Source organism: Gemmatirosa kalamazoonensis, from assembly GCF_000522985.1.
GTDB lineage: Bacteria > Gemmatimonadota > Gemmatimonadetes > Gemmatimonadales > Gemmatimonadaceae > Gemmatirosa > Gemmatirosa kalamazoonensis.
Genome location: NZ_CP007128.1, coordinates 1,691,972 through 1,717,332 on the forward strand (window position 1 = coordinate 1,691,972; position 25,361 = coordinate 1,717,332).

Below are 25,361 nucleotides of genomic sequence, written 5' to 3' on the forward strand. Positions count from 1 at the left end.
CTAGCGCAGCTCGTCCATGTATGCATCGAGCGCCGTGCGCCCGGGGCACAGCGACTCGAACGGCAGGGTGGCGAGCGGCGCCTCCACCGTGCCCTGCACCTCGTGCAGCGAGGAGCCGTTCGGGTCGACGAACAGGAGGCCCGTCGCGATCTCGTTGCGCTCGCGCAGGGCGCGCACGTGCGCGTAGGCGGCCGCGCGGTCGGTCGGGTCGTAGCCGGCGTCGACGGCCCGGAAGCGCAGCACGGTGCCGTCGTGCATCGGCACGTCGAGCGCCGCGCCGGCGTCGCCCTCGGCGGCGATCTCGCGGCGCAGCGGCACGAGGTCGATCTCGGTGACGTCGGTCGCGTGCTCGCGCGTGAACCGGTAGCTCTTCGTCGAGCCCTCGTGGTCGTTGAAGCTCACGCACGGCGAGATCACGTCGACGAGCGCGAAGCCGTCGTGCACGAGGGCCGCCTTGAGGATCGGCACGAGCTGCTTCTTGTCGCCGGAGAACGACCGCGCGACGAACGTGGCGCCGAGGGTGAGCGCGAGCAGCACCGGGTCGATCGGCGGCTGCACGTTCTTCTGCCCGCGCTTGGACGTCGAGCCGACGTCCGCGGAGGCCGAGAACTGCCCCTTCGTGAGGCCGTAGACGCCGTTGTTCTCCAGCACGTAGGTGAGGCGCACGTTGCGGCCGACGGCGTGGCAGAGCTGCCCGAGCCCGATCGACAGCGAGTCGCCGTCGCCGGAGACGCCGACGCACACCAGGTGGCGGTTCGCGGCCTGCGCGCCCGTGGCCACCGACGGCATGCGCCCGTGCACCGAGTTGAAGCCGTGCGCCTGCCGCACGAAGTACGCGGTGGTCTTCGACGAGCAGCCGATGCCGGAGAGCTTCGCCAGCGTGTGCGGCGCGATGTCGAGCTCGAAGCACGCCTGCACGATCGCCGCCGTCACGGAGTCGTGCCCGCACCCCGCGCACAGCGTGGACATCGCCCCTTCGTAGTCGCGCTTCGTGAGGCCGAGCGCATTGGTCGGCAGCGCGCGGTGTCGGACGGGGGGCTTCGCGATGCTCGTCATACGACGGTTGGGACTCGGGGGGCGGGACTCGGGACTCGGGACTCGGGACTCGCAGCCAGCGGGCTTCCGAGTCCCGAGTCCCGAGTCCCGAGTCCCGACAACACGGCATCCACGACCACGCGCGCGGTGAGCGGCAGTCCGCCGTAGTCGAGCACCGCGGTCATGCGGTCGCGCGCCACGCCGGTCTCGATCGCGAGCAGCGATCGGAGCTGCGCGTCGCGGTTCTGCTCCACGACGAACAGCCGCGGATGCGACTCCAGGAACTCGCGCACGCTCGCCGCGAACGGGAACGCCCGCACGCGCAGGTAGTCCACCGCCACGCCGAGCGCGCGCAGCGTCGCCGTCGCCTCGCGCACCGCACCGTCGCACCCGCCGAGCGACACGACGCCGACCGCCGGCTCGCCGTCGGAGCCGTTAGGCACCGCGTCGATCACCGGCTGCGGGGCGGTGTCGGCGGCGCCGGCGATCTTGCGCGCGAGCCGGTCCACCACCTCGCGGTACTCCGCGGAGTCCTCGGTGTACGCGGCGTTCGCGTCGTGTCCGGAGCCGCGCGTGAAGTACGCGCCGCGCGGGTCGACGCCGGGCAGCGTGCGCGCGGCGATGCCGTCGCCGTCGACGTCGCGGTAGCGCGCGAACTTCGCGATGCGGTCCAGCTCCGCCTTGCCGAGCACCTTGCCGCGGTCGGGGCGGTATGCGTCGTCCCACGTGAACCGTCGGCACATCCAGTCGTTCATGCCGATGTCGAGATCGCTCGCCACGAACACCGGCGTCTGGTACCGCTCCGCGAGGTCGAACGCGGCGGCGGCCATCGTGAAGCATTCCTCGGGGCTCGCCGGGAACAGCACGATGTGCTTCGTGTCGCCGTGCGACGCGTAGGCCAGCGAGAAGAGGTCCGCCTGCTGCGTGCGCGTCGGCATCCCCGTGCTGGGGCCCGCGCGCTGCACGTCGAAGAACACGCCGGGGATCTCCGCGTAGTACGCGAGGCCGATGAACTCCTGCATGAGCGAGATGCCGGGGCCCGCCGTGCACGTGAACGCGCGTGCGCCCGCCCATCCCGCGCCGACGACCATCCCCGCCGCGGATAGCTCGTCCTCCGCCTGCAGGATGCAGTAGCGCTTCTGCTTCGTCGCCGGGTCCACGCGCCACCGCGCGCAGAACTCGGTGAACGCCTCCATGAGCGACGTGCTCGGCGTGATGGGGTACCACGCGCCGACCGTCGCGCCGGCGTAGAGCGCGCCCAGCCCCGCGGCGGTGTTCCCATCCAGCAGCACGTGGTCGCGCGTGGCGTCCATCGGCTCCAGGTGGAACGGCAGCGGGCACCCGTACTGCGTGCGCGCGTACTCCGCGCCGAGCGCGAGCGCCTTCGCGTTCGCGTCGAGCAGCTTCGGCTTCTTGCCGTAGCGCTCCTTCACGAGCGCGTCGAGCACCGCGGTGTCGATGTCGAGCAGCGCCGACAGCGCGCCGGCGTAGGCGATGTTGCGGAGCAGCGTGCGCTCGCGGTCGCCCGTGAACGCCTCGGTGCACAGCGCGCCGAACGGGACGCCGAGCACGTGGACGTCGTCGCGCGCGAGCGCCGCGTCGAGCGGCCACGACGAGTCGTAGAGCAGGTAGCCGCCGGTGCGCACCGCCGCGACGTCCTTCGCGTACGTCGCCGGGTTCAGCGCGACGACGAGGTCGACGTCCGACGGCCGCGCGATCCAGCCGTCGCCGCTCACCCGGATCTCGTACCACGTCGGCAGCCCCTGGATGTTCGACGGGAACAGGTTCTTCCCCGACACCGGGATGCCCATGCGGAAGATGGCCTGCATGAGCAGGCCGTTCGCGCTCGCCGAGCCCGTGCCGTTGACCGTGCCGATCCTGAACGCGAAATCGTTGATGCCGCTCATCGCGCCACCTGCAGCGTGCGCGGCGCCGCGTACATCGGCAGCGCGCGGTGGTCGGTCGCCGGCCGGCCGGCGTACGGCAGCTGTAGCTCGAACGTGCGCATGTCCCACGCCGCCGTCGGGCACCGCTCGGCGCACAGGCCGCAGTGCACGCACACGTCCTCGTCCTTCACCATCACGCGCGCCGTCTGCGGCAGCGCGTCGGACACGTAGAGCGGCTGCGTCGGGTTCACCGGCGGGGCGACGAGGCTCGCGAGCAGCGTCGCGGGGTCCTCCGCGTTAGGCACGATGGACAGGCAGCTCACCGGGCACACGTCCACGCACGCGTCGCACTCGATGCACGTGCTCGACGTGAAGTGCGTCTCGATGTCGCAGTTGAGGCACCGCTCCACCTCGGTCGCCGCCTGCTCGGGCGTGAAGCCCAGCTCCACCTCCATCGACAGGCGGCTGAACCGCTCCTCGAGGTCCGCGTGCGTCATCTTCTGGCGCGTCGCGGCGTTGTAGTCGTTGCTGTACGCCCACGCGTGCATCCCGACCTTGGCGCTGACGAGCGTCATCCCCTCCGGCGGGCGCTCGTCGACGGAGACGCCGCGGCAGTGGTTGTGGATGCTGATCGCCGCCTGGTGCCCGTGCGCGACGGCCCAGATGATGTTCTGCGGTCCCCACGCCGCGTCGCCGCCGAAGAACACCCCGGGACGCGTGCTCTGGAACGTCACCTTGTCGACCACCGGCATCCCGTCGGCGAACGCGACGCCGGCGTCGCGCTCGATCCACGGGAACGCGTTCTCCTGGCCGATCGCGAGGATCACGTCGTCGCACGGCAGCACGACCGTTCCGTTGGGCGCCTCGAACTCCAGGCCGACCAGCCGCCCGCCGTCGATGACGAAGCGCTTCGGCGAGTGGTTCTCGACGATGTGCACCCCTTCCTCCTCGGCGTCCTCCAGCTCCCACGGCGACGCCTTGAAGTACTGGCGCGACCGGCGCGCGATCACCGAGATGTCCTTGCCGCCCAGCCGCCGCGCCGTGCGGCAGCAGTCCATGGCCGTGTTGCCGACGCCGATGATGAGCACGCGCTCGCCGATGCGGTCGACGTGCCCGAAGTGCACGTTCGCGAGCCACTCGATGCCGATGTGGACGTTCGCCGGCGCGTCGTGGCGGCCGGGCAGCTCGAGCTCCTTCCCCTTCGGCGCGCCGGAGCCGACGAACACCGCGTCCCAGCCCTCGTCGAGCAGCGCCGTGAGGCTCGTGACCGGCGTCCCGTAGCGCACCTCGACGCCCATGTCGATGATCGACTGCGTCTCCTCGTCGAGCACCTCGGCGGGGAGGCGGAACGACGGGATGTTGATCCGCATGAGTCCACCCGCGCGGTCGTGCTGCTCGAAGATCGTGCACTGGTAGCCGAGCGGCACGAGGTCGTTCGCGACCGTGAGCGACGCCGGGCCCGCGCCGACGAGCGCGACGCGCTTGCCGTTCTTCACGTCGGGCGCCGTCGGCAGGAAGTCGCGCACGTCGTCGCGCAGGTCGGCCGCGACGCGCTTCAGGCGGCAGATCGCGACCGGCTTGCCGTCCACCCGCCCGCGCCGGCACGCCGGCTCGCACGGCCGGTCGCAGGTGCGCCCCAGGATGCCCGGGAAGACGTTCGACTCGCGGTTGACGAGGTACGCCTCGGTGTACCGCCCCTGGCCGATGAGCCGCAGGTACTTCGGCACGTCCGTGTGGGCGGGGCACGCCCACTGACAGTCCACCACGCGGTGGTAGTACTCGGGGCGCGTTACGTCGGTGGGCTTCACGGGAACCGTGTCTCCGGGGGGCGGGTGGCCCGATTGTGCCGACGGTGCACGACCACCGCAAGGCGCGAAACCGGCCGCGCGGCGCCGTGTACGAATCGCGGCATGCCTCGTACCGCACTCGCCGCCGGCCTCGCCGCCGCCGCCCTCGTCACGACCGCGCAGCACGCCGGCGCTCAGCACGCCGAGCGTCTGCGCGTCGGCGCCCGTCCGCCCGGTCCGGCCGTCGACAGCCAGCCGCCGCATCGCGCCCCGCCGCCCGGCGCCGCGGTGCTCCGCACCGGTGGCGCGATCCTCGGCTGGGCCGGCGGCGCGTACACCGGGGCGTACGTCGGCTACGGCTTCCGGAAGCACACCGGCGGCGACTTCGAAGGCTTCGGCGAGGCGCTTCTCGGCGCGATGGCGGGCGGAGTGGTCGGCGCGGCGGCGGGTGCCGCGCTCCCCGAGCTCGGGAGCCGCTGCGAGACTGGACGGCGGTTCGGCCGTGCGATCGGCGGCGCGGCGCTCGGCGGGGCGGCCGGGCTCGTCGGCCTCGGCTTCGGGGGGTGGCCCGCGCTGCTCACCGTTCCCATCGGCTCCGTCGTTGGGGCGACGGCCGGGGCGCACGGCTGCCGGCCAGCCGGCTCGTGACCTGCAAGCGACCCGGCGTGCTCCGCGCCAGCCGACTCGCCGCCGTCGCCGTCGTCCTCGCACCCTCCGTCGCCGCGGCCCAGCGTGGCGACGCGCTCCGAGTGGGAGCCGAGGCCCACCTGTCGCAGCCACGCCCGCCGCCGATGGGCGGCGGTTCCGCGGTTCCGTCGGGGCGCGTCATCGGCGCGATGGTCGGCTACGCGATCGGCGCGTACGTGGGCGTCGCGGCCGGCGAGGGGTTGAGTCGGCCGAGCCGCGGGGGCGAGCACCACGCGGCCGGCCTGGTCGGCGCGGGTATCGGCGGGATGATCGGCGCTGCCTACGGCGCGGCCGTCCCCCGCCTGGAGAGCAAGTGCGGACGCACCCGCCGCTTCCGTCACGCGCTCGCCGTCTCGGCCATCGGGACGGGTGTGGGACTCCTGGGCCTCCTGCCGAAGGAGAACTGGATCGCGCTGCTCACCGTGCCCGCCGGCTCGATCGTCGGCGCCACCGTGGGCGCGCAGGACTGCCCGTAGCCGGACGCGTTACGTGGCTCGCAGGATGCTTTAGAGCCCTGCCGTCCACCGGCCCGGCAGCAGCGGGCCGCCGTCGCAGCCGAAGCAGGTGCCCCATGTCGCACTCCGCAGCGTCGAACGATCGTGAGCGCCGCGCCCACCGCGCGGCGTGGGGGCTCCTCCTCGCGTTCGGCGCCGCGTGCGGCGGCGACGGCGGGGCCCGGGCGACGGGGCCGAGCAGCAGCACCAGCCCGGCGCTCGCCGCGGCGGCGGTGAGCGTGGTGAGCGGCAGCGGCCAGACCGCGGCGGCGGGTGCCGCGCTCCCCGCGCCGCTCGTCGTGAAGGTCACGACCGCCAACGGCAGCGCGGTCCCCGGCGCGACCGTCGTCTTCCAGGTCACCTCCGGCACCGGCACCGTGTCGCCGTCGAGCGCCGTCACCGACGCGAGCGGCCAGGCGAGCACCCAGCTCACGCTCGGCGCGAACGCCGGCGCGGTGCAGGTCACGGCCACGGTGCAGGGGACGACGATCAGCACGACGCTCTCAGCCAGCGGGTCGACCGTCATGCCGCCCACCGTCACGTGCGCTCCGGCGGGCGCGCAGTCGCTCGCGCCGGGCCAGGCGACGACCGTCTCGGGCAGCTCGGTGTGCGTGGCCGGCGCGGCAGGGTCGGAGTTCGTGCTCGAGCCGTTCAACACCGCGTCCGATCCGGGCGCGCGCGCGGCGGTCACCGTGCAGGCCAGCGGCGTCGATCCGGTGACGGGCGTGCTCGCGAGCCGCGCGCCGGTGCCGGGCGTCTCGTCGGACGTCGTGCCCGACGTGGTCGGCGCCCCCGCGTTCCGCGACGCGTTCGAGGCGCGACTCCGCCTGCGGCGCATCGCCGAGCTGACGCCGATGATCTCCGCCGCGCGCGGCTGGTACGCGGCGCGCACGAGCTCCACGCTCCGGCGCTCGGTGATCCCGGGGAACGTGAGCGTGGGCACCGTCGTGCGGCTGAACGCGAACAGCGACCTGCCGTGCTCCAACCCCGACTACCGCGGCGGCGTCGTGGTGGCGGTGAGCGGCAGGGCGATCGTCGTCGCCGACACGCTGAACCCCACGGGCGGCTTCACCACGGCCGACTACCAGTCGATCGCCACCACGTTCGACACGCTCGTCGACGCGATCGACACGCGCAACTTCGGCCAGCCGACCGACATCGACGGCAACGGGCACGTCATCATGTTCTTCACGAGCGCCGTGAACGCGCTCACGCCGCGCAACTCCGACGCGTACGTCGGCGGCTTCTTCGACTCGCGCGACCTGTTCCCGACGCGTGCCACGCGCGACCTGCCGGCGTGCGCGACGAGCAACGTCGGCGAGATGTTCTACCTGCTCGTCCCCGACCCGACGGGGATGGTGAACGGCAACCGCTTCACGAAATCGTTCATCACGCGCGTCACCATCGCCACCGTCGCGCACGAGTACCAGCACCTCATCAACTCGTCGCGGCGGCTCTACGTGAACACGCAGTCGGTCGGGTTCGAGGAGCCGTGGCTCGACGAGGGGCTGGCGCACATCGCGGAGGAGCTGCTGTTCTACGCGCGCGCGGGACTCGGCCCCGGCCGCGACATCGACGCGCCGACGCTGCGCTCGTCGACGACCATCACGAACGCGTTCGGCGACGACGGCATCGAGAACTTCGACCGGTTCGGGCTGTACCTGCAGAACACCGTGCGCAACTCGCCGTACGCCGACAACGACTCGCTCGAGACGCGCGGCGCGGCCTGGTCGTTCCTCCGCTACGCCGCCGACCGCGTGCAGCCGGCGGCGCAGGAGACGCTCTGGCAGAAGATCGTGAACTCGAACGCCGTCGGCCTCACGAACCTCCGGCAGTCGCTCGGCACCGATCCGGCCGCGCTGTTCCGCGACTGGGGCGTCATGCTCGCGCTCGACGACGTGCCGGGCGCGGACGCGCGCTACCAGATGCAGAGCTGGAACCTGCGCTCGGTGTTCGCCATGCCGAACGTGGACGGCTCGTACCCGCTGCGCACCACGCCCGTGGCCAGCGGCACGCCGATCGCGCTGGGCCTCCCCGGCGGCACGGGGGCGTACCTCCGCTTCACCGTGGGTGCCGGGAAGGCCGGCGCGCTGTCGTGGAACGCGCTGCCGCAGGACGTGCTCGTGACCCTGGTGCGACTTCGTTAGGCGGTACGGCGCGGTCGATACGGCGCGATGCTGCGCTAGCGACGCTCACATCGCGGCACCACGCGGCACGGCGCCGTGTCGCGATGTGAGACGTCGCTTGCGCCTCATCGCGCTTCACCGTCAGCGCCGTATCGCCGCCGCCGTCAACTGCGCAGTATGCGCCTCTCGACGGCGGCGAATCCCTCACGCACGCTGGTATACCGCGGCGCCCACCCGGCCGCCGCTCGCAGCTTGCGGTTCGACATCCGCTGCGACCGCGACAGCAGCTCGAGCGTGCTCCCGCCGAGTCGGGTGAGCCAGCGCGGGAGCGGGCGCGGGGGCGGGGCGCCTAACGCGGCGGCGAGCGCCGTGCCCCACGCGCCGCGCGTCAGCGGCTCGTCGTCGGTGACGTTGTAGATCCCGGCGGGCACGCCGAGCGCGGCGACCGCCGCCGTCGCCGCGTCGTCGTGCGACACCGACGACACGAATGCGCTCGCGTCGCCGGGCAGCGCGAGCCACCCCCGGCGCGCGATCGGCATCGCGTCGTGCAGGAACGTCGAGTCGGGGCCGTAGAACAGCGCGAAGCGCAGCACCACGCCGGTCCCGCCGCGTTCGGTGAACCGCGCCTCCGAGCGCTCCGCGTCGAGCACCGATTCGTTGTACGGTGCGGGCCGCACGGGCCACGACTCGTCGATCCACGCGTCGCCACCGTCCTCGTAGATCGGCGCGAACGACTCCTGCACGAGTCGCGGCACGCCCGCCGCGAGCATCGCGTCGACGAGCGCCGCGGAGCCGTCGCGCCGCACGCGATCGTTCTCGCGCCACGCGCTGGGGAGCAGCATGCGGTTCGTCGAGCGCGGCATGTGCGTCGCGAGGTTCAGCACCGCGTCGTGCCCGTGCAGCGCGCGCCGCAGCGCGGCCGCGTCGAGCAGATCCACGTCCACCGCGGCGGCGCCCTGGCGCTCGAGCGCCGAACGCTTCTCCGGCGAGCGTCCCACCGCGGTGACCGCGTGGCCGGCGGCGACGAGCAGCGGCACCACGCGCCGCCCGACCACGCCCGTCGCGCCGGTCACGAAGATGCGCGTACCGCTCACGCGTGCGCCGCGACGCGCTCGCGCGGCTGGTACGTGCCCGGCTCCGCGCGGAAGCTCACCGCGAGCCGGTTCCATCCGTTGATGGCGACGATCGCCATCGTGAGCGCGACGATCTCCTCCTCGGAGAAGTGCGCGCGCACCTCGTCGTACGCCTCGTCGGGCACGCCCGTGACGGCGAGCGCGGTGACCGACTCCGTCCACGCCAGCGCGGCCCGCTCGCGCGGCGTGAAGAACGGCGTCTCGCGCCACACCGGCACCGCGTACAGCCGCTGCTCGGTCTCGCCGGCGAGCCGCGCGTCCTTCGTGTGCATGTCGACGCAGTACGAGCAGCCGTTCATGTACGATGCGCGCAGCTTCACCAGCTCCACCAGCTCCGGCTCCAGCCCCGACCGCCGCACGTACGACTCCAGCCCCGACATCGCGCGCACCGCCTCGGGTGCCACGCGCGCATGATCGATTCGTCTCGTCATCTCTCGCTCCGTTGGACGTTCACCCCGAAAGACGGGGACGGGCGCGGCGTGTGACAGCTTCTCTCACGCGGAGGCGCGGAGAACGCGGAGAAGGCCAACTCGCTGTGTTGTTGTTCTCCGCGTTCTCCGCGCCTCCGCGTGAGCCCGTCGAGCCCCTTGTCACATCCCCGGCCGGGTCGCGTCTTTTCAGGCATGGAGCAGCTCCAGCACTCGACCGACGATCTCGAGCACTACCGCCCGCGCCTCTTCGGCGTCGCCTATCGCATGCTCGGCGACGCGGCCGAGGCCGAGGACATCGTGCAGGAAGCGTATCTGCGGTGGCAGCAGGCCGACCGCACCGACGTGCGCGCACCGGAAGGCTGGCTCGTCGCCGTCGTCACGCGGCTCGCCATCGACCGGCTGCGGCGGCTCGAGACCGAGCGGCGCGCGTACGCCGGTCCGTGGCTCCCCGAGCCGATCGCGACCGAGCGCGTCGCCGACAACGAGGAGCTCGCGTCGGACCTGTCGCTCGCGCTGCTCGTGCTGCTCGAGCGGCTCGGCGCGGAGGAGCGCGCGGCGTTCCTGCTCCGCGAGGTGTTCGAGGCCGACTACGACGAGATCGCGCGCGTGCTCGAGGCGAGCGTCCCCGCGGTGCGGCAGATGGTGCACCGCGCCCGTGAGCGGGTGCGCGGCGGCCGCTCGCGCTTCGCCGCGCCGCCCGACGCACGCGAGCGACTGTTAGGCCGCTTCCTCGCCGCGCTCGAGGCCGAGGACCGCGACGCGCTGCTCGCCGTGTTCGCGCCCGACGCGACGTTCACGAGCGACGGCGGCGGCCGCGTCCCCGCCGCGCGCAACGTCCTCCGCGGCCCCGACCGCATCACGCGCTTCCTGCTCGGCATCCAGCGGAAGTACCGCCTCCCGATCACGCACGAGGTGCGCTCGCTCAACGGCGAGCCCGCCATCGCGAGCTACGCGTTCGGCCACCTCTACTGCGTCACCGCCATCGACATGGACGGTGATCGGATCTCGGCCGTCTACCGCGTATTGAATCCGGAGAAGCTGCGGTACGTGGAGTGAGGCTGGCTGCGTGGCTGCGTGGCTGCGTGGCGGTGCCGTTACGCAGCCACGCAGCGACGCAGCCGCGCAGCTCACCGCCGGGCCGGCTCGAAGCCGTCGCACCCGCTGATCGGCGTCACCACGAGGTGCAGCGAGGCGTGGCGGGGGTGGCCGCACTCGTCCGTGAGCGTCTCCGGCGCCTGGCGGCGCTGGCGGATCTGCGTGAGCTGGCCGTCGCCCTGGTGGTGCTCGCCGAAGTGGGCGCAGAGCCCGCACTGTCCATCATGTACCGATTGCATGCACACCTCCGCTGATCGTCGGGTCGGTCGCCGCGCGGTCGAGCGCGCCGGCTGCACCGCCGGAGAGTGCAACATCCGGGCACCGCGCGCCGTCGTGCACGGAACCCGCGGGGCGCATTGCGACGCTCCGCACCGCCCCACACGTTACTCTGCAGCCCGCTGCGTGCCGCGCGGGCCGCACTCTCTCGCCGCCGGAGTCGTCGCGATGCGCCCGTCCCCGATGTTCCGCTGGTCCCGCCGAATCACCCTCGCGCTCGCCCTCGCCGCGCCCGCCGTGCTCGCCGGGCAGCCCGTGACGAAGGCGCAGCCCGCCGACAGCGGGCGCGTGCGGACCGTCGCCGTGCTGTACTTCGACAACAACTCCGGCCGCACCGACTACGACCCGCTCGGCCGCGGCATCTCCGCCATGCTCATCACGGATCTCTCGGCCGTGCCGCAGATCCGCCTCGTCGAGCGCGAGCGCCTCCAGAACGTGCTCGCCGAGCAGCAGCTCCAGCAGCTCTCCATGTTCGATCCGGCGACCGCGGTGCGGGCCGGCAAGCTGCTCGGCGCCGAATACCTGCTCACCGGCGCGTTCTCCGCCGTCGACCCGCAGATGCGCATCGACACGCGCGTCATCCGCGTCGAGACCGGCGAGATCGTGCGCACGGCGAAGGTGCAGGGCAACGCGGACGACTTCTTCAAGCTGCAGCAGAAGCTCGCCCACGAGCTCGTGAGCGCGCTCCCCATCGCCCTGTCGCCGGCCTCGCTCGACTCGCTGCAGAAGCAGCAGCAGCGCAACCGCATCGACGACGCGCGCGTCATCGTCGACTTCGCGGCGGGGCTCGTGCGCCTCGACAACCGCGACTACGTCGGCGCGGTCGAGAAGCTCGCTCCCGCGCTCACGCGCTCCCACGACGCGCTCGTCGTGCAGCTCGCGTACGACGAGGCCAAGAAGCGCGCGAGCGCCTCGGCGAAGCAGTCGGCGAAGGACAAGGTGAGGTCCGGTCTCCGCGGTCTGCTGAAGCGGCCCTGAGCGCGCGCTGGGATGCGGCGCGCGTCGCCGTCGCGACCGTCTTCCTGATCGACGGGCTCACGTTCGGCGTCTGGGTCGCGCACCTGCCGCTCGTGAAGAGCGGGCTGCGCCTCTCCGATCTCGCGTTCTCCGCCGCGCTCGCGGGGCTCGTCGCCGGCGCGTTCGTCGCGCAGCCGATGGCCGGCGCGCTCGCCACGCGCTTCGGCAGCCGCCGCATGACGCGCGTCGCGTCGGTCGCCGCGTGCCTCACGCTCGCGCTCCCCGCGCTCGCGCCGTCGCTCGCCGCGCTCGTCGCCGCGACCGCGCTGCTCGGCTTCACGCGGGGCGCCACCGAGGTGCCGATGAACGCGCAGGCGACGCTGTACGAGCTGCGCGTCGGCGCGCCGCGCATGTCGACGTTCCACGCGTGCTTCAGCCTCGGCGGCTTCGCCGGGGCGGGCATCGCCGCGCTGCTCCTGCGCGCGGGCTCCCCCGCGGCCGCCACGCTCGCCGGCGTCGGCGCGGGGTGCGCGGTCGTCTCGGCGCTCGTCAGCCGCCATCTCCTGCGCGACACGCCACACCCCGACGCGCCGGACGATCATGCGCACCTCTCGCTCGGGACGCTGCTGCGCGACGGGGCGCTCGTGGCCCTCGGCGCGCTCGCGTTCTGCGGCATGTTCGGGGAGGGCGCGATGGCCGACTGGAGCGCGCTCCTGCTCGAGCGCACCACCGGCGCCGCGCCGGCCGCCGCGGCGCTCGGCTACGCGGCGTTCTCGGTCGCGATGACGCTCGGCCGCGCGACCGGCGACGCGGTGATCGCCGCGGTCGGTCGCGCGCGGACGCTGCGCGCGAGCGGCGTGCTCGCCGCCGCGGGACTCACGCTCGCCCTCGTCGCCCCGTACGCCGCCGCGGTCGCCGGCTGCGCGATCGTGGGGCTCGGCTACGCGAACCTCGTCCCGATCCTGTTCAGCGCGAGCGGCCGACGCGCCGGCCACGCCGGCATCGCCGCCGTGTCGACGGTGGGCTACGCCGGATTCGTCGTCGGCCCACCGGTCATCGGCGGCCTGTCACAGCTGCTCGGCAGCCTGCCGATCGCGCTCGTGGTGGTGGCGCTGTTCGCGCTGGCGATCGCCGCGGGGGCCGGCGTCGTGTCGCGCGAGACGTGATCAGGGCGTGCTCATCACGACTCCACGTACGTGGAGTCTTCCAGGCGCGATGACGCTCCATGTGACGACGGCCGTCAGGCCGCCACCCGCGCCGGCGGCCGGCGTGCGGCGCCGTTCACGGCAGCGTCGCCATCACCGTCGGCGGGACGATCTTCTTGCCCAACGCGTCCAGGACCTCGCGCGTGTCCTTCGGCAGCACGTCGGTCGACAGGATCGCATCGGCCACGCGACGGGCGTCCTCGATGGCGAGCGCGGTGCCCGCGTCGGGCTCCGTCCCCGCGAACCGGAAGCTCCGCGCGAAGAACTTCGCCGACGCGCCGATGTCCTCGCCGACCGTGCGGCGGGCGATATCCTTCGGCACCTTCAGCCCCCACGCAGCCTGCCGCCAGTGATGCTCGGCGAGCAGCCGGTCGGTCTGCGCGAACGCGCTGTCGAGCGTCGGGAGCGCGACGTCGGCCTTCGCCCGCAGGCGCGCGACGAGCTTGTCGAGCAGGCTCTCGGCGTCCATGAGCCGCAGGCCGACGTTCTCGTCGCGGCTCCGCCCCATCTCCTGGCGGACGTAGGCGGACGCGAGACTCAGCGTGTAGGCGGCGTGCCCGGCGTCGTGATCGACGACGAGACGACGGACGGCGGGGAAGTCCGCCGAGTAGGTGGGCTGCGCGCGCGTCGGAGCGGCGGCGGCGAGCAGCGCGACATAGGAAAAGGCGACCGACGCCAGTCTCCGGGTCCGCATGGAAGTCCTCCTCGGAATCGGCCCGACGCATGGGCGCCGCGGCCGTCGCGCCGGCGGCGTCGCGCCGAGCTTCGGGAAGAGGATGCGGCGCCCGAGTCGGCACGTCAGTCGGACGACAGGCGACACCGCGTCGGGGGACTCGCGGACGCCCCAGTACCTGGGCCCCTGCGCCCGCGGTACCTTGCCGCCGCGCCGTGTACCCCGCGGCGTCGGTCCTCCCGCTTCCCGTTCGCCCACGCGATGCGCGCTTCCCACCTCCGACTACTCGCGGCGCTCGGCCCGCTGCTCGTCGCGGCCCCCGCCGCCGCCCAGGTCGACACGGCGCTGCTCGCGCCGCTCCGCTGGCGCATGATCGGGCCGTTCCGCGGGGGACGTACGAAGGCGTCCGCCGGCGTACCGAGTCGCCCGGGGACGTTCTATGCCGGTGTCGTGAACGGCGGCGTGTGGAAGACCGACGACTACGGGCGCACGTGGAGCCCGATATTCGACCAGGCGCCTAACGGTTCCGTCGGCGCCATCGCCGTGTCGCCGTCGAACCCCGACGTGATCTACGTCGGCAGCGGCGAGGGATTGCAGCGTCCCGATCTCGCCGCCGGCGACGGCGTCTACAAGTCCACCGACGCGGGCCGCACGTGGACGCACCTCGGCCTGCGCGACGCGCAGCAGATCCCGCAGATCGTCGTCGATCCGCGAGATCCCGACCGGCTGTTCGTCGCCGCGATGGGGCACCCGTACGGGCCTAACGCCGAGCGCGGGCTGTTCCGCTCCACCGACGGCGGGCGGACGTATCAGAAAGTCCTCTATCGCGACGAGAACACCGGCGTCGTCGACGTCGTGCTCGACCCGCGCGACCCGAGCACCGTGTACGCGGTGACGTGGGAGTCGCGCCAGGCGCCGTGGGAGAACGGTGTGTTCAACGGGCCGGGGAGCGGGCTGTGGAAGTCCACCGACGGCGGCGACCACTGGACGCAGCTGACCAGCGGCCTGCCCAACTACGTCGACGACGGGCTCGGACGCATCGGCATCACCGTGGCGCCTAACGACCCGCGGCGCCTGTTCGCGACGGTGGAGTCGCGTCGCCGGGGCGGGCTCTATCGCTCCGACGACGCCGGCGCGACATGGACGCTGGTGAACTCCGACCCGCGCGTCACCGAGCGTGGCAGCGACTTCGCCGAGGTGAAGGTCGATCCGACGAACCACGACGTCGTGTACACGGCGAGCGTCGTCGCATGGAAGTCGGTCGACGGCGGCCGCACGTTCGCTCCACTCAAGGGCGCGCCCGGCGGCGACGACTACCACCGCTTCTGGATCCACCCGACGGCGCCCGACGTCATGCTCCTCGCCGGCGACCAGGGCGCCGTGATCACGGTGAACGGCGGGCGCACGTGGAGCTCGTGGTACAACCAGCCGACGGCGCAGATGTACCACGTCTCCGCCGACAACGCGTTCCCGTACCGCGTCTGCAGCGGCCAGCAGGAGAGCGGCTCGGCGTGCGTGGCGAGCCGCAGCAACGACGGCGCGATCACGTTCCGCGACTGGCATCCGGTAGGCGCGGAGGAGTACGGCTACGTCGTCGCCGACCCGAAGAACCCGGACATCGTCTACGGCGGCAAGCTGTCGCGCTACGACCGGCGCACCGGCCAGACGCAGCAGATCTCGCCCTGCCCCGTGCGCGCCGGCGACTACTGTCGCGCGGTGCGCACGATGCCCGTGGCGTTCTCGCCGGCCGACTCCACGACGCTCTACTACGCGACGAACGTCGTGTGGAAGACGCTCGACGGCGGCAGGAGCTGGACGCGCATCAGCCCCGATCTCACGCGTCGCGACTCGGTCGTGCCGCCCAACGTCGGCAGCTACGCCGCGCTGCCGCAGGCGCGCGCGCGACACCCCGGCGTCGTGTACGCGCTCGCCCCGTCGCCGCGCTCGACGAGCGTGCTGTGGGCCGGCACCGACGACGGCCTGATCCAGCTCACGCGCGACGGCGGCCGCACCTGGACGAACGTCACGCCGCCGCAGCTCGTGCCGTGGGCGAAGGTGTCGATCCTCGACGCGTCGCACTTCGACGCGAACGTCGCCTACGCCGCCATCAACACGTTCCGACTCGACGACCTGCGGCCGCACATCCTCCGCACCCGCGACGGCGGCCGCACGTGGACCGAGATCCACGACGGCATCCCCGACGGCGGCGCGGTGAACGTGGTGCGCGAGGATCCCGGGCGGCGCGGACTCCTGTATGCCGGCACCGAGCAAGCGGTCTACGTCTCGTTCGACGACGGCGACCACTGGCAGTCGCTGCGGCGCGATATGCCGGCGACGTCGGTGCGCGACCTCGTGATCAAGGACGACGACCTCGTGATCGGCACCCACGGCCGCGGCTTCTGGATCATGGACGACATGACGCCGCTGCGGCAGATCGCGCCTAACGGAGCACGCCCCGCCGCTACGCTGCTGCGGCCGGCCCGCGCCACGCGCGTGCGCTGGAACACGTGGCCCGACACGCCGCTCCCGATCGACGAGCCGCAGGCCGAGAATCCCCCCGATGGCGCGCCGATCGACTACTGGCTCCCCGACGACGCGTCCCGGGTGTCGCTGGAGATCGTCGACGCCGCGGGCACCGTCGTGCGGCGCGTCGCGAGCGACGACGCGCCGGAGCCGCTCGTCGAGGGGCGCAACATCCCCGACTGGTGGATCCGGCCGTCGCAGCCGCTGCCTAACGGCGCCGGGATGCACCGCTGGGTGTGGGACCTCCACGAGACGACGCCCGACGCGCCGCGCTTCGAGTACCCGATCTCCGCCGTGCTCCGCAACACGCCGCGCGAGCCGCGCGGGCCGTGGGCGATGCCCGGCCGGTACACCGTGCGGCTCACCGTCGCGCGCGGCGACTCGGCGCGCGTCTTCACGCAGCCGCTCGACGTCCGCATGGATCCACGCGTCGCCACGCCGAGCGCGGCGCTCGCCGCGCGGCACGCGCTCGCCCGCCGGCTCGCCGACGGGATGCACCGCGCCGCCGTCGCGCGCCGCGCGGCCGGAAGCGCGGCGACCCGCGCCGACTCGCTCGCACGCGCGGCCGACGACCTGCTCGCGCTGTACGAGATCGTGCAGGGCGCCGACGTCGCGCCCGCGTCGCAGACCGCTGCCGCGATCGACGCGCGCCTCCGCGCGCTCGACGTGATGCTCGGGCGTCCCACCTCGGGAGGTGCTCGATGACCGCGCCGAAGCTCGAGGTGTGGCAGCGCGGGCCGGTGGCCGGCGTGCCGGCGCTGCTGCAGCCGGCGGCGCACGCGATGCTGCAGGCGCGCGAGGAGCTCGAGGCGATCGCGCGCGGGCTCACCACGGAGCAGCTGTGGGCGCGTCCGGCCGGCGTCGCGGCGGTGGGGTTCCACGTCGCGCACGTGGCGGGCGTGCTCGACCGGCTGCTCACGTACGCGCGCGGCGAGTCGCTGTCGCGCGAGCAGCGCGTGGCGTTAGGCGCCGAGCCCGAGCCCGGTGACCCGCCGCGCGACGCTGCGGCGCTGCTCGACGCGCTCGCGCGCGCCGTCGACCGCGCGCTCGATCAGCTGCGCGCGACCGATCCGGCGACGCTCGTCGAGCCGCGCGAGCTCGGCCGGCTGAAGATCCCGACCACCGTGGGAGGACTCCTCTTCCACGCGGCGGAGCACGCGCAGCGGCACGTCGGTCAGGCGCTCGTCACGGCGCGCGTGGCGAGCGGCGGGGCGTAGCGCGCGCGCCACGTCGACGGCACGCGACCGGCATCGTAGGTTGGGGCCATGCCGACCCCCGAGCCGCTGTCCCCGCACCAGGTCGACGCGCTGCTGCGCCCCGACCCACGCTCCACCGCCGCCGACATGCTGGTGCTCCGCGACGCGCTCCTGCGACTCGGCGACGCCTGGGAGCAGCTCGCGGAGGCAGCCGGCGCGCTGCATCAGGTGGCCGACGAGATCGCGCGGGCGCGCCGACCGGAGCGCGCCGACTGAGGGCTAGTCTTCCGTGTTCAGCCGCCGCACGCCCTGACCGATGATCAGGAGCGCCGAGAGCGGGACGAGCAGGTGGAAGAGCCCGTGCATGCCGAGGACGATGAAGCCGAAGGCCCAGGCGATCAGCAGGATCGCGCCAAGAAGACCGGGGAGCCCGAGGGTCTGTCGCGTCAGCATGGTGCACGCCTCCGTGGATGTATCCTCATCATCCCTCCGGTCACCGGCGGCCGCAAGAGCGGGTGGCCCGGCGCTCGCATCCCGGGGACTCCACGCATCAGCCGCGCGACCATGAGCGCCACCTTCGAGGAGCATTCCGACCGGCACGTCTGGACGCTGCACGATCACCGGGTGACGCAGCTCGTCGTCGAGCTGGGCGCGGCGCGGCTGGTGACGTGGACGCTGCACGCCTCGCTCGACGTCCGGCTCGGCGTGCCGTTCGTGGTGCGGCAGGCCGACGGCGACGACCGCCCGGCCGATCCCGACGAGCCGGAGCAGCTCGCTCCGCTGCTCACGCTCGTCGGGCGGTGGCTCGAGACGCTCACCGCGACCGCCGACGGGGCGCTCGTCCTCGCGTTCAGCGACGGCACCGAGCTGCGCATCGCGGCCGACCCACGCTACGAGGCGTGGCAGGTGCAGGGCGGCGGCGCGCTCGAGGGGCTGGCGTACGTGGGGCGGCCGGGCGGCGGCACGCCCTGGTGATAGGGCGTTACGGCGTATCTAGCGGGACGATGCGCACCGTGTTCGCCGAGTCGAGCACCGCGACGCGGCGAGCCTGGTTCGCGGCGATCGGGATCGCGATGTGGGCGAGCGTGTTCGACGCCGTCACGCTGGTCGCGCCGGCGGGGGTGACGTAGACCTCCCACGTCCCGGGTGGTGCCTGGATGTACGACGTGCTCGCGCCGTACGGGTGCGGGAACATGAACGTCACCGGCGTCGGGAAATCGGCCTGCTTGCGCCACACGTAGATCGCCGGCGCCTTCGCCGCGAGGTGCACGGCCTGGAGCTTCGCCGTTCCCGGCGCCGGGATCGCGCCGGTGTCGGCGAGGGCGACCGCGGAGACCGAGCCGGTCGTCGTGCCGAGGGCCGCGACGAGCAGCGGCGCCGCGGTCGACGCCTCGAGCTGCGTCGTGGCGGCAGTGCCGCCGCCGATCGGGCGCAGCTCGAGGCGTCGCGATCCCGGCGCCAGCGGGAGCACCGGCGAGATCGTCGCCGGCTCGAGCCGGCCGAGCAGCGCCATCCCGTCCGCCCAGACCTCGACGGGCGTGGTGGCGCCGTTCACGACGCGCAGCTCCGCGTGCCCCGGTCCGGCCGCCGACGGCGCGTCGGAGCATCCGACGGCCGCGGCGACGAGAAGCAGCGCGAGTGCGGCGGAGCGGTGCGCGTCGGTCATCGGTCAGGACCCCTTGCGAGCCTTGCGGCTCACGAGCTTCTGCAGTGACTTGCCCGTGCGGTGCGCCTGGGCCTCGGTCTGGCTGCCAGCCTTATGGGCCGCATCGCGCACATTGTTCCCCGTGCGGTGCGTCTCGCTGCGCACGTTCTTGCCGACCTGCTCCGGCGTCAGCGGCTTGTCGCTGTCCACCGACGGCTTCGGCAGCGGCTGGGCGCCCGAGGTGAGCGGCGCGTCGCCGTTGAACTTGTTGTAGTCGCCGGTGCGCGCGTCGCGGCTGACGAGGCGCGCGGCCGACTTGCCGGTGCGCTGCGCCTGCTTCTCCGTCTGGTTGCCGGCCTTCCGGACCGCGTCCTGGGTGCGCGCGCCGGCGCGATGCACCTCGCTGCGGATGTTCTTGCCGACCTGCTTCAGCGTGACCGGCTTGTCCGGCTTGTCCTGCGCCCCGGCGGTCGCCGCGACGGCGGCGAAGGCGGAGGCGGTGGCGAGAATTCGAAGGCAACGAAGCATCGGGTGACTCCCGGTTCTCTATGTTTGGGTGCCGAGCGCCCGGCGGCGGCTGAGCCGCGGCGGCTCCGGTGGGTCTCGAGTAGGCAAGACCCGGGCACAAGCGACCATCCGTTTGCCCCTTTTCCCCCTCTACGCGTCCCATTTCTTCGCCGATGTCCGCGCCCCGTTTCCGCGTGGCCGAGCCCGCCGACGCGGAGCAGCTCATCGGGCTCATGGTCAGAACGTTCCGCGAGACGTACAGCTCCGACCACTTCGGCATCTGCCGGCCGGCCGACGTCGAGGAATACATCGCCGAGTACTTCGGTCCGGAGGTTCAGCAGGCCGAGCTCGCCGACCCGGCGATGCGGACCATCCTCGCCGACTGCGACGGTGAGCTGGCCGGGTACGGGCAGCTGCGGCTCGGGTCGGCGTCGCCGGCCGCGCCGGGTCCGCGGCCGTGCGAGGTCGCGCGCTTCTACGTGGACCGGCCGTGGCAGGGGCGCGGGCTCGCCGCGCAGCTCATGCGCGAGTGCATCCGCGCCGCGGGCGACGCCGACCCCCTGTGGCTCGGCGTGTACGAGCACAACCGTCGGGCGCGGGCGTTCTACGCGAAGTGCGGCTTCGTGCCCGTCGGGCGCTCGACGTTCCGGATGGGCGGCGACGTGCAGGACGATTGCATCCTGGCCCTTCAACCGAATCGACCGTGACCATGGACCGTCGCGCCTTCGTCGCCGCAGTGGCGATATCGGGACTCGGGACTCGGGACTCGGGACTCGCGCCCCCCGAGTCCCGAGTCCCGAGTCCCGAGTCCCGAGTCCCCGGTCCCGAGCTCGAAGAAGCGACGCTCGACGACCTGCAGGGGATGATGGCGTCGGGCCGCCACACGTCGCGCTCCATCACGCAGCTCTACCTCGACCGCATCGCGACGCTCGACCGCGCCGACGGCGATCGGCCCGGCGTGAACTCGGTGATCGAGCTCAATCCCGATGCGCTGCAGATCGCCGACGCGATGGACGCCGAGCGGAAGGCGGGGCGCGTGCGCGGGCCGCTGCACGGCGTGCCGGTGCTCGTGAAGGACAACATCGACACCGCGGACCGCATGGAGACGACGGCGGGGTCGCTCGCCCTCGTCGGCGCGGCGAAGCCGAAGGACGCGTTCGTCGCGGAGCGGCTGCGCGCGGCGGGCGCGGTATTGCTCGGCAAGACGAACCTCAGCGAGTGGGCGAACTTCCGATCCACGCACTCGGTGAGCGGGTGGAGCGGCCGCGGCGGACAGACGCGCAACCCGTACGCGCTCGACCGCAACCCGTGCGGCTCGAGCTCCGGCTCGGGCGCGGCCGCATCGGCGAGCTTCTGCGCCGTCGCCGTCGGCACGGAGACCGACGGCTCGGTGGTGTGTCCGTCGTCGACGAACGGGCTCGTGGGGATCAAGCCGACGTTGGGCCTCGTGAGCCGCGCCGGCATCGTGCCCATCGCGCACAGCCAGGACACCGCCGGGCCGATGACGCGCACCGTGCGCGACGCGGCGATCCTGCTCGGCGTGCTCGCGGGCGCGGACCCGCGCGATCCGCTCACCGCGTCGTCGCGCGGGCACGCGGAGCGCGACTACACGCGCCATCTCGACGCGAACGGGCTGAAGGGCGCGCGCATCGGCGTGTCGCGCAAGTCGATGGGCTTCAGCCGCGACGTCGACCGGCTCGTGGAGGACGCGCTCGACGTGATGAAGCGCGCCGGCGCGACGATCGTGGATCCGGCGAACCTCCCGACCGACGGGCAGTTCGACGCGGCGGAGGGGGAGGTGCTGCGCTACGAGTTCAAGGCGGACCTGAACGCGTACCTCGCCGCGCGCGGCGTTAGGCTCGACGGCGCGCCGGCGACGCTGCAGTCGCTGATCGACTGGAACGCGCGGCACGCCGACCGCGAGATGCCGTACTTCGGCCAGGAGCTGTTCGAGCAGTCGCAGGCAAAGGGGCCGCTGACGACGCCGGCGTACCGGAGCGCGCTCGCGAAGAGCAAACGGCTGGCGGGAACCGAGGGGATCGATGCGGCGTTACGGGCGCACCGACTCGACGCGCTCGTCGCGCCGACGGGACAGCCGGCGTGGACGATCGACCTGCTGAACGGCGATCACTTCACCGGGGGCTACTCGTCGGCGTCGGCGGTGGCGGGGTACGCACACGTCACGGTGCCCGCGGGCATGGTGCACGGGCTGCCGGTGGGGCTATCGTTCTTCGCGGGTGCGTGGAGCGAGCCCACGCTGCTGCGGCTGGCGTACGCGTTCGAGCAGGCCACGAAGCACCGCCGGGCGCCGAGGTTTCTGGCGTCGGCGAATCTCGCCGAATGACGGATACGTAATGTGCGGTGGGTCGCCGGAGGTTGGCTACCGGGTGTGAATGATGCAGATTTCCGGCGCGGAACGAATGCGGTGTCGTGGGGTCCCACGAAACGTGTGTCGGGATGCCCGCACGACGGATGGGTTGGGTCCCTCGGATTTGTCGCGAGTCTCAACAAATCGAGGGTGGGGGGCGTAAGTGCTGGAACATGCGTCGCTCGTCCGTTGTGACGGGACCGACATGGGACAGCGGATCGCGGGTTGTTGTGCACGGATCGTCGCTGTACGCTGACTGCGAGGCAGTGTCTGGATCTGCCGGGCGAGAGCACGCAACCCACTCGGCCTTCTTCCCACGAGTGACCACGTGATTCGGGACGTTTCTCTCCCGCCGCTGATGGCATCCCCTCGCGCGACACGTCGCAGCTGGGCCACCTGGCAGCGTCGGACGATCGAAGCGGTCGTCGCGCTCCTGGCCTTCGCGATCTGGGGCCGGCTCGCGTACGTGGGCGGCTTCCGCCTGCTGGCCCGGTACTGGGGTTGGCACCTTGGCGGCTCGCTGCTCCTCGACGTGCTGAGCTTCTGCATCGGCGTGTCCGGCAGCATCGCCGGGATCGCCGCGGTCTGGGCGCTGGTCATGCGCGCACTCGGCCGCACCCCGACGTCCATCGTCGGTGCCCCGGACGACACGGCGGACGACTACCCGCAGCGCGAACGGTCGGGCGAGTACGTCGGGCGGTACTGACCGGGACAGGGCAAGAGGGCAGGAGGGCACGAAACGAGGGCAGGAGAGCCATCAGGCCTCCTGCCCTCGTTTCGTGCGTGCCCTCCTGCCCTCCTGCCCTCCTGCCCTCTTGCCCTGCCGTTAGGTTCCCCGCATGTCGTCCGTCTCGATCCGCGGCGCGCACGATCCGTATGCGGCGCTGCGCATCCCGAACTTCCGGTGGTACACGCTCGGCGCGCTGGCGCTGACGCTCTCGGGGCAGGTGCAGGAGCTCGTCGTCTCCTGGCAGGTCTACGACGTCACGCACGATCCGCTCTCGCTCGGCCTGATCGGGCTGGCCGAGGCGCTGCCGTTCATCGCGGTGGCGCTCGTCGCCGGGCACGTCGCCGACCACATCGACCGCCGGCGGCTCGCGCTCCTCTCGACCGCGGTGCTGCTCGGGTGCGCGGTGGCGCTGCTGGCGCTCGCGTTGTTCCCACTGCCGCCGCGCACGTTCGTGCGGCTGGTCTACGCGATCATCTTCGTCTCCGGCATCGGGCGCTCGTTCCTGCAGCCGGCGCGCGTGGCATTGAGCTCGGAGCTCGTGCCGCGCGAGACGCTGCCGAACGCGGTGACGTGGCGCAGCGTGACGTGGCAGATCGCCGCCGTCGGGGGGCCGGCGTTAGGCGGGCTGCTGTACGGCTTCGCCGGTGCGACGCCGGCATACGTCATCTGCGTCGTGCTGATGGTGCTCGCGTGCGGCGCGTTCTGGCTCATGCGCCACCGCTCGCCGGCGCGCGAGCATGCGGCGGTGCCGATCGCCGAGAGCCTGGGCGTCGGGCTCCGCTTCCTGAAGGCGCAGCCGGTGATACTCGGCGCGATGACGCTCGACCTGTTCTCGGTGCTGTTCGGCGGCGCGACCGCGCTGCTCCCAGTGTTCGCCGATCAGATCCTCCACGTCGGACCGAAGGGCTTGGGCGTGCTGCGCGCGGCGCCCGCGGCGGGAGCGGTGCTCATGTCGCTCGCCCTCGCGCACCGGCCGCCGTTCCGACGCGCCGGTCGCGCGCTGCTCGTCGCCGTCGCGCTGTTCGGGTGCTCGATGGTCGGGTTCGGGCTGTCGCGCAGCTTCGCGCTGTCGGTCGCGCTGCTGTTCTTCAGCGGCATCGTGGACATGGTGAGCGTCGTCATCCGCTCGACACTGCTGCAGGTCTTCACGCCCGAGCAGCTGCTCGGCCGCGTGTCGTCGGTGAACCAGATCTTCATCGGCTCGTCGAACGAGATCGGCGCCTTCGAGAGCGGCGTGGCGGCGAAGCTGCTCGGCGCCGCGCCGTCGGTGGTGTTCGGCGGCGCCGCGACGCTCGTCGTCGTCGCCGCGATCGGGTGGGGCGTACCGACACTGCGGCGGCTGCGCGGGATCGAGCCCCCCCCGACCGCGGCGGCGACCGCTTAACGTTAGGAATCCGTCACACTCCCGAGACCTCTCCATGCCTTCCCCGCGTCTCCTCCCCGGCCGACGTCTCGCGATGGGACTCGCCTTCGCGGCGGTCGCCTCCGGCGCCTGCGCCCGCGCCCGTCCGACCCCGGCGCCCGCCGAGGTCCGCATCACATCGGGCGAGCAGCTGCTCGGCGCGATGCACGACCGCTACGCCGGCAAGTGGTATCGCACGATGACGTTCCGGCAGACGACCACGCAGGTGCCGCCCCAGGGAGGCGCGGAGCGGAAGAGCACGTGGTACGAGACGATGATGCTGCCCGGACGGCTGCGCATCGACACGGATCTCGAGCGCGGCGGCGGGACGCTGTACGCGAACGACAGCACGTATCTCATCCTGAACAACGCGCTGCGCCGGAGCTTCGCCGGTCGCAACCCACTGCTCGTGCTCGGCTTCGACGTCTACGGGCAGCCGGCGACGCGCACGGCGGCGATCCTCAAGGATCTCGGCTTCCCGATGTCGCCGGTGCGCGACGGGGTGTGGGAGGGGCGGCCCGTGTGGATCGTCGGCGGCAGCGGCGCGACGGACCTGCACTCGCCGCAGATCTGGGTGGACAAGGAGCGCCTCGTGTTCGTGCGGCTGCTGCAGCCGTTCGTGGGCGACACGACGAAGACGAGCGACATCCGCTTCACCGACTACCGCCCGGCGGGGAACGGCTGGGTGGCGGCGCGCGTGGAGGCGTACGTCGGAGACCAGCGCACGCTCGTCGAGGAGTACAGCGACATCCGCGTCGATCCGCCGGTGAGCGAGACGATGTTCGACCCGCGGAAGTGGAACGCGGCGCCGCACTGGGCGAAGAGCAAGTAGCTGCGTCGCCGCGTCGCTGCGTCGCTGCGTAACGGCCCACGCAGCCACGCAGCTATGCGGTCTTCTCCTCGTCGTCGTCGTCCGGCGCGGCGTCGTGCTCGAGGAGATAGAGCGCCCGCACGGCGTCCTCGTGGCGGACGGCGAGGCGGACGCCGCGGAGCCAGCTGAGGGCGACCTGCATCCCGCCGGCGTCGTCGCGCAACAGCATCGACGGGATCTCGTGCGCGTCGAGGACGGCCTGCGCGACGTGCGCCTCGTACTCGTTCGCGAAGCTGGCGATCACGACGGGCGCAGACATCTCGGGGCGTCGTCCGGTTGCGGAAAGGGCATCGTGCGGCTCGATCGGATGCTACTGCCTGTCCACACGGCGTGC

26 protein-coding genes are annotated in these 25,361 nt (G+C 72.8%); 15 read left to right on the forward strand and 11 right to left on the reverse strand.

The genetic code is table 11. The features are described 5' to 3' along the window. From J421_RS07425 to J421_RS07435, 3 genes are read right to left on the reverse strand one after another with little or no spacing between them, the layout of a single operon-like run. A complete protein-coding gene (locus tag J421_RS07425; RefSeq protein WP_025410543.1) occupies window positions 1-1,056 on the reverse strand; it encodes a 2-oxoacid:ferredoxin oxidoreductase subunit beta in 1,056 nt (351 codons plus the stop codon). Further along, a complete protein-coding gene (locus tag J421_RS07430; RefSeq protein WP_025410544.1) occupies window positions 1,053-2,942 on the reverse strand; it encodes a 2-oxoacid:acceptor oxidoreductase subunit alpha in 1,890 nt (629 codons plus the stop codon). The genes J421_RS07425 and J421_RS07430 overlap by 4 nt, the downstream gene beginning before the upstream one ends. After that, window positions 2,939-4,729: an FAD-dependent oxidoreductase gene (locus tag J421_RS07435; RefSeq protein ID WP_025410545.1), complete on the reverse strand. Its 1,791-nt coding sequence runs from the start codon at window positions 4,727-4,729 to the stop codon at window positions 2,939-2,941. The genes J421_RS07430 and J421_RS07435 overlap by 4 nt, the downstream gene beginning before the upstream one ends. Before the next feature lie 102 nt (window positions 4,730-4,831). Between J421_RS07435 and J421_RS07440 the strand changes: the two genes are divergently transcribed. The 3 genes from J421_RS07440 to J421_RS07450 all read left to right on the forward strand — a co-directional run bounded on the left by J421_RS07440 (window position 4,832) and on the right by J421_RS07450 (window position 8,036). Further along, window positions 4,832-5,356 carry a hypothetical protein gene (locus tag J421_RS07440; RefSeq protein ID WP_025410546.1) on the forward strand — a complete coding sequence of 175 codons (525 nt, stop codon included), beginning with the start codon at window positions 4,832-4,834 and terminating at the stop codon, window positions 5,354-5,356. Then, complete coding sequence (locus J421_RS07445; RefSeq protein WP_148306201.1) at window positions 5,353-5,871, forward strand: hypothetical protein; 519 nt, start codon at window positions 5,353-5,355, stop codon at window positions 5,869-5,871. Before J421_RS07440 ends, J421_RS07445 begins: the two co-directional genes overlap by 4 nt. 95 nt (window positions 5,872-5,966) lie before the next feature. Further along, window positions 5,967-8,036, forward strand: coding sequence for an Ig-like domain-containing protein (locus J421_RS07450; RefSeq protein ID WP_025410548.1), 2,070 nt, complete (start codon window positions 5,967-5,969; stop codon window positions 8,034-8,036). A 143-nt stretch (window positions 8,037-8,179) separates the two neighbouring features. Here the strand turns inward: J421_RS07450 and J421_RS07455 are convergent, their stop codons facing one another. Next, window positions 8,180-9,109, reverse strand: a complete 930-nt coding sequence (locus J421_RS07455; RefSeq protein ID WP_025410549.1) for an NAD-dependent epimerase/dehydratase family protein — start codon at window positions 9,107-9,109, stop codon at window positions 8,180-8,182. Beyond that, window positions 9,106-9,579, reverse strand: a complete 474-nt coding sequence (locus J421_RS07460; RefSeq protein ID WP_025410550.1) for a carboxymuconolactone decarboxylase family protein — start codon at window positions 9,577-9,579, stop codon at window positions 9,106-9,108. The genes J421_RS07455 and J421_RS07460 overlap by 4 nt, the downstream gene beginning before the upstream one ends. Window positions 9,580-9,771: 192 nt before the next feature. Between J421_RS07460 and sigJ the strand changes: the two genes are divergently transcribed. Next, window positions 9,772-10,635 carry an RNA polymerase sigma factor SigJ gene (sigJ, locus tag J421_RS07465; protein ID WP_025410551.1) on the forward strand — a complete coding sequence of 288 codons (864 nt, stop codon included), beginning with the start codon at window positions 9,772-9,774 and terminating at the stop codon, window positions 10,633-10,635. A gap of 71 nt (window positions 10,636-10,706) precedes the next feature. Here the strand turns inward: sigJ and J421_RS07470 are convergent, their stop codons facing one another. Continuing rightward, complete coding sequence (locus J421_RS07470; protein ID WP_025410552.1) at window positions 10,707-10,913, reverse strand: hypothetical protein; 207 nt, start codon at window positions 10,911-10,913, stop codon at window positions 10,707-10,709. 205 nt (window positions 10,914-11,118) lie between these two features. Between J421_RS07470 and J421_RS07475 the strand changes: the two genes are divergently transcribed. Then, on the forward strand, window positions 11,119-11,928 hold the full coding sequence (locus tag J421_RS07475) for a CsgG/HfaB family protein (RefSeq protein ID WP_158508679.1): 810 nt from the start codon (window positions 11,119-11,121) through the stop codon (window positions 11,926-11,928). Between the two features lie 47 nt (window positions 11,929-11,975). Next, entirely contained in the window at window positions 11,976-13,073 is a 1,098-nt protein-coding gene (locus tag J421_RS07480) for an MFS transporter (RefSeq protein ID WP_260525850.1), read from the forward strand. Between the two features lie 115 nt (window positions 13,074-13,188). On the opposite strand, the gene J421_RS07485 is transcribed toward J421_RS07480, so the two are convergent. Beyond that, the gene (locus J421_RS07485; RefSeq protein WP_025410554.1) at window positions 13,189-13,806 is read right to left on the reverse strand and encodes a hypothetical protein; all 618 of its coding nucleotides are present in this window, start codon (window positions 13,804-13,806) and stop codon (window positions 13,189-13,191) included. A gap of 240 nt (window positions 13,807-14,046) precedes the next feature. Here J421_RS07485 and J421_RS07490 point away from each other — a divergent pair, with 240 nt between their 5' ends. From J421_RS07490 to J421_RS07500, 3 genes are read left to right on the forward strand one after another with little or no spacing between them, the layout of a single operon-like run. Continuing rightward, on the forward strand, window positions 14,047-17,013 hold the full coding sequence (locus J421_RS07490) for a WD40/YVTN/BNR-like repeat-containing protein (protein WP_025410555.1): 2,967 nt from the start codon (window positions 14,047-14,049) through the stop codon (window positions 17,011-17,013). Continuing rightward, window positions 17,010-17,525, forward strand: a complete 516-nt coding sequence (locus J421_RS07495; protein WP_025410556.1) for a DinB family protein — start codon at window positions 17,010-17,012, stop codon at window positions 17,523-17,525. Before J421_RS07490 ends, J421_RS07495 begins: the two co-directional genes overlap by 4 nt. 48 nt (window positions 17,526-17,573) lie before the next feature. Then, window positions 17,574-17,780 carry a hypothetical protein gene (locus tag J421_RS07500; protein WP_025410557.1) on the forward strand — a complete coding sequence of 69 codons (207 nt, stop codon included), beginning with the start codon at window positions 17,574-17,576 and terminating at the stop codon, window positions 17,778-17,780. A 3-nt stretch (window positions 17,781-17,783) separates the two neighbouring features. Here the strand turns inward: J421_RS07500 and J421_RS32665 are convergent, their stop codons facing one another. After that, on the reverse strand, window positions 17,784-17,957 hold the full coding sequence (locus J421_RS32665) for a hypothetical protein (RefSeq protein WP_158508680.1): 174 nt from the start codon (window positions 17,955-17,957) through the stop codon (window positions 17,784-17,786). Window positions 17,958-18,068: 111 nt separating this feature from the next. Here J421_RS32665 and J421_RS07505 point away from each other — a divergent pair, with 111 nt between their 5' ends. Then, on the forward strand, window positions 18,069-18,479 hold the full coding sequence (locus J421_RS07505) for a DUF6188 family protein (RefSeq protein WP_025410558.1): 411 nt from the start codon (window positions 18,069-18,071) through the stop codon (window positions 18,477-18,479). A 7-nt stretch (window positions 18,480-18,486) separates the two neighbouring features. Here J421_RS07505 and J421_RS07510 read toward each other — a convergent pair whose 3' ends face one another. Next, window positions 18,487-19,170, reverse strand: a complete 684-nt coding sequence (locus J421_RS07510) for a DUF4397 domain-containing protein (RefSeq protein WP_025410559.1) — start codon at window positions 19,168-19,170, stop codon at window positions 18,487-18,489. Window positions 19,171-19,173: 3 nt separating this feature from the next. Next, entirely contained in the window at window positions 19,174-19,677 is a 504-nt protein-coding gene (locus tag J421_RS07515; protein ID WP_025410560.1) for a hypothetical protein, read from the reverse strand. A 152-nt stretch (window positions 19,678-19,829) separates the two neighbouring features. On the opposite strand from J421_RS07515, the gene J421_RS07520 reads away from it, so the two are divergent. The 5 genes from J421_RS07520 to J421_RS07540 all read left to right on the forward strand — a co-directional run bounded on the left by J421_RS07520 (window position 19,830) and on the right by J421_RS07540 (window position 24,988). Continuing rightward, a complete protein-coding gene (locus J421_RS07520) occupies window positions 19,830-20,363 on the forward strand; it encodes a GNAT family N-acetyltransferase (protein WP_104022372.1) in 534 nt (177 codons plus the stop codon). Window positions 20,364-20,365: 2 nt separating this feature from the next. Beyond that, complete coding sequence (locus J421_RS07525) at window positions 20,366-22,000, forward strand: amidase (protein ID WP_025410562.1); 1,635 nt, start codon at window positions 20,366-20,368, stop codon at window positions 21,998-22,000. A gap of 382 nt (window positions 22,001-22,382) precedes the next feature. Further along, window positions 22,383-22,730, forward strand: coding sequence for a hypothetical protein (locus tag J421_RS07530; protein WP_025410563.1), 348 nt, complete (start codon window positions 22,383-22,385; stop codon window positions 22,728-22,730). Window positions 22,731-22,863: 133 nt separating this feature from the next. Further along, on the forward strand, window positions 22,864-24,138 hold the full coding sequence (locus tag J421_RS07535; protein WP_025410564.1) for an MFS transporter: 1,275 nt from the start codon (window positions 22,864-22,866) through the stop codon (window positions 24,136-24,138). 34 nt (window positions 24,139-24,172) lie between these two features. Beyond that, window positions 24,173-24,988 carry an outer membrane lipoprotein-sorting protein gene (locus J421_RS07540; protein ID WP_148306202.1) on the forward strand — a complete coding sequence of 272 codons (816 nt, stop codon included), beginning with the start codon at window positions 24,173-24,175 and terminating at the stop codon, window positions 24,986-24,988. A gap of 52 nt (window positions 24,989-25,040) precedes the next feature. Here the strand turns inward: J421_RS07540 and J421_RS07545 are convergent, their stop codons facing one another. Continuing rightward, complete coding sequence (locus J421_RS07545; RefSeq protein WP_025410566.1) at window positions 25,041-25,286, reverse strand: putative signal transducing protein; 246 nt, start codon at window positions 25,284-25,286, stop codon at window positions 25,041-25,043. Between the last annotated feature and the right edge of the window lie 75 nt (window positions 25,287-25,361).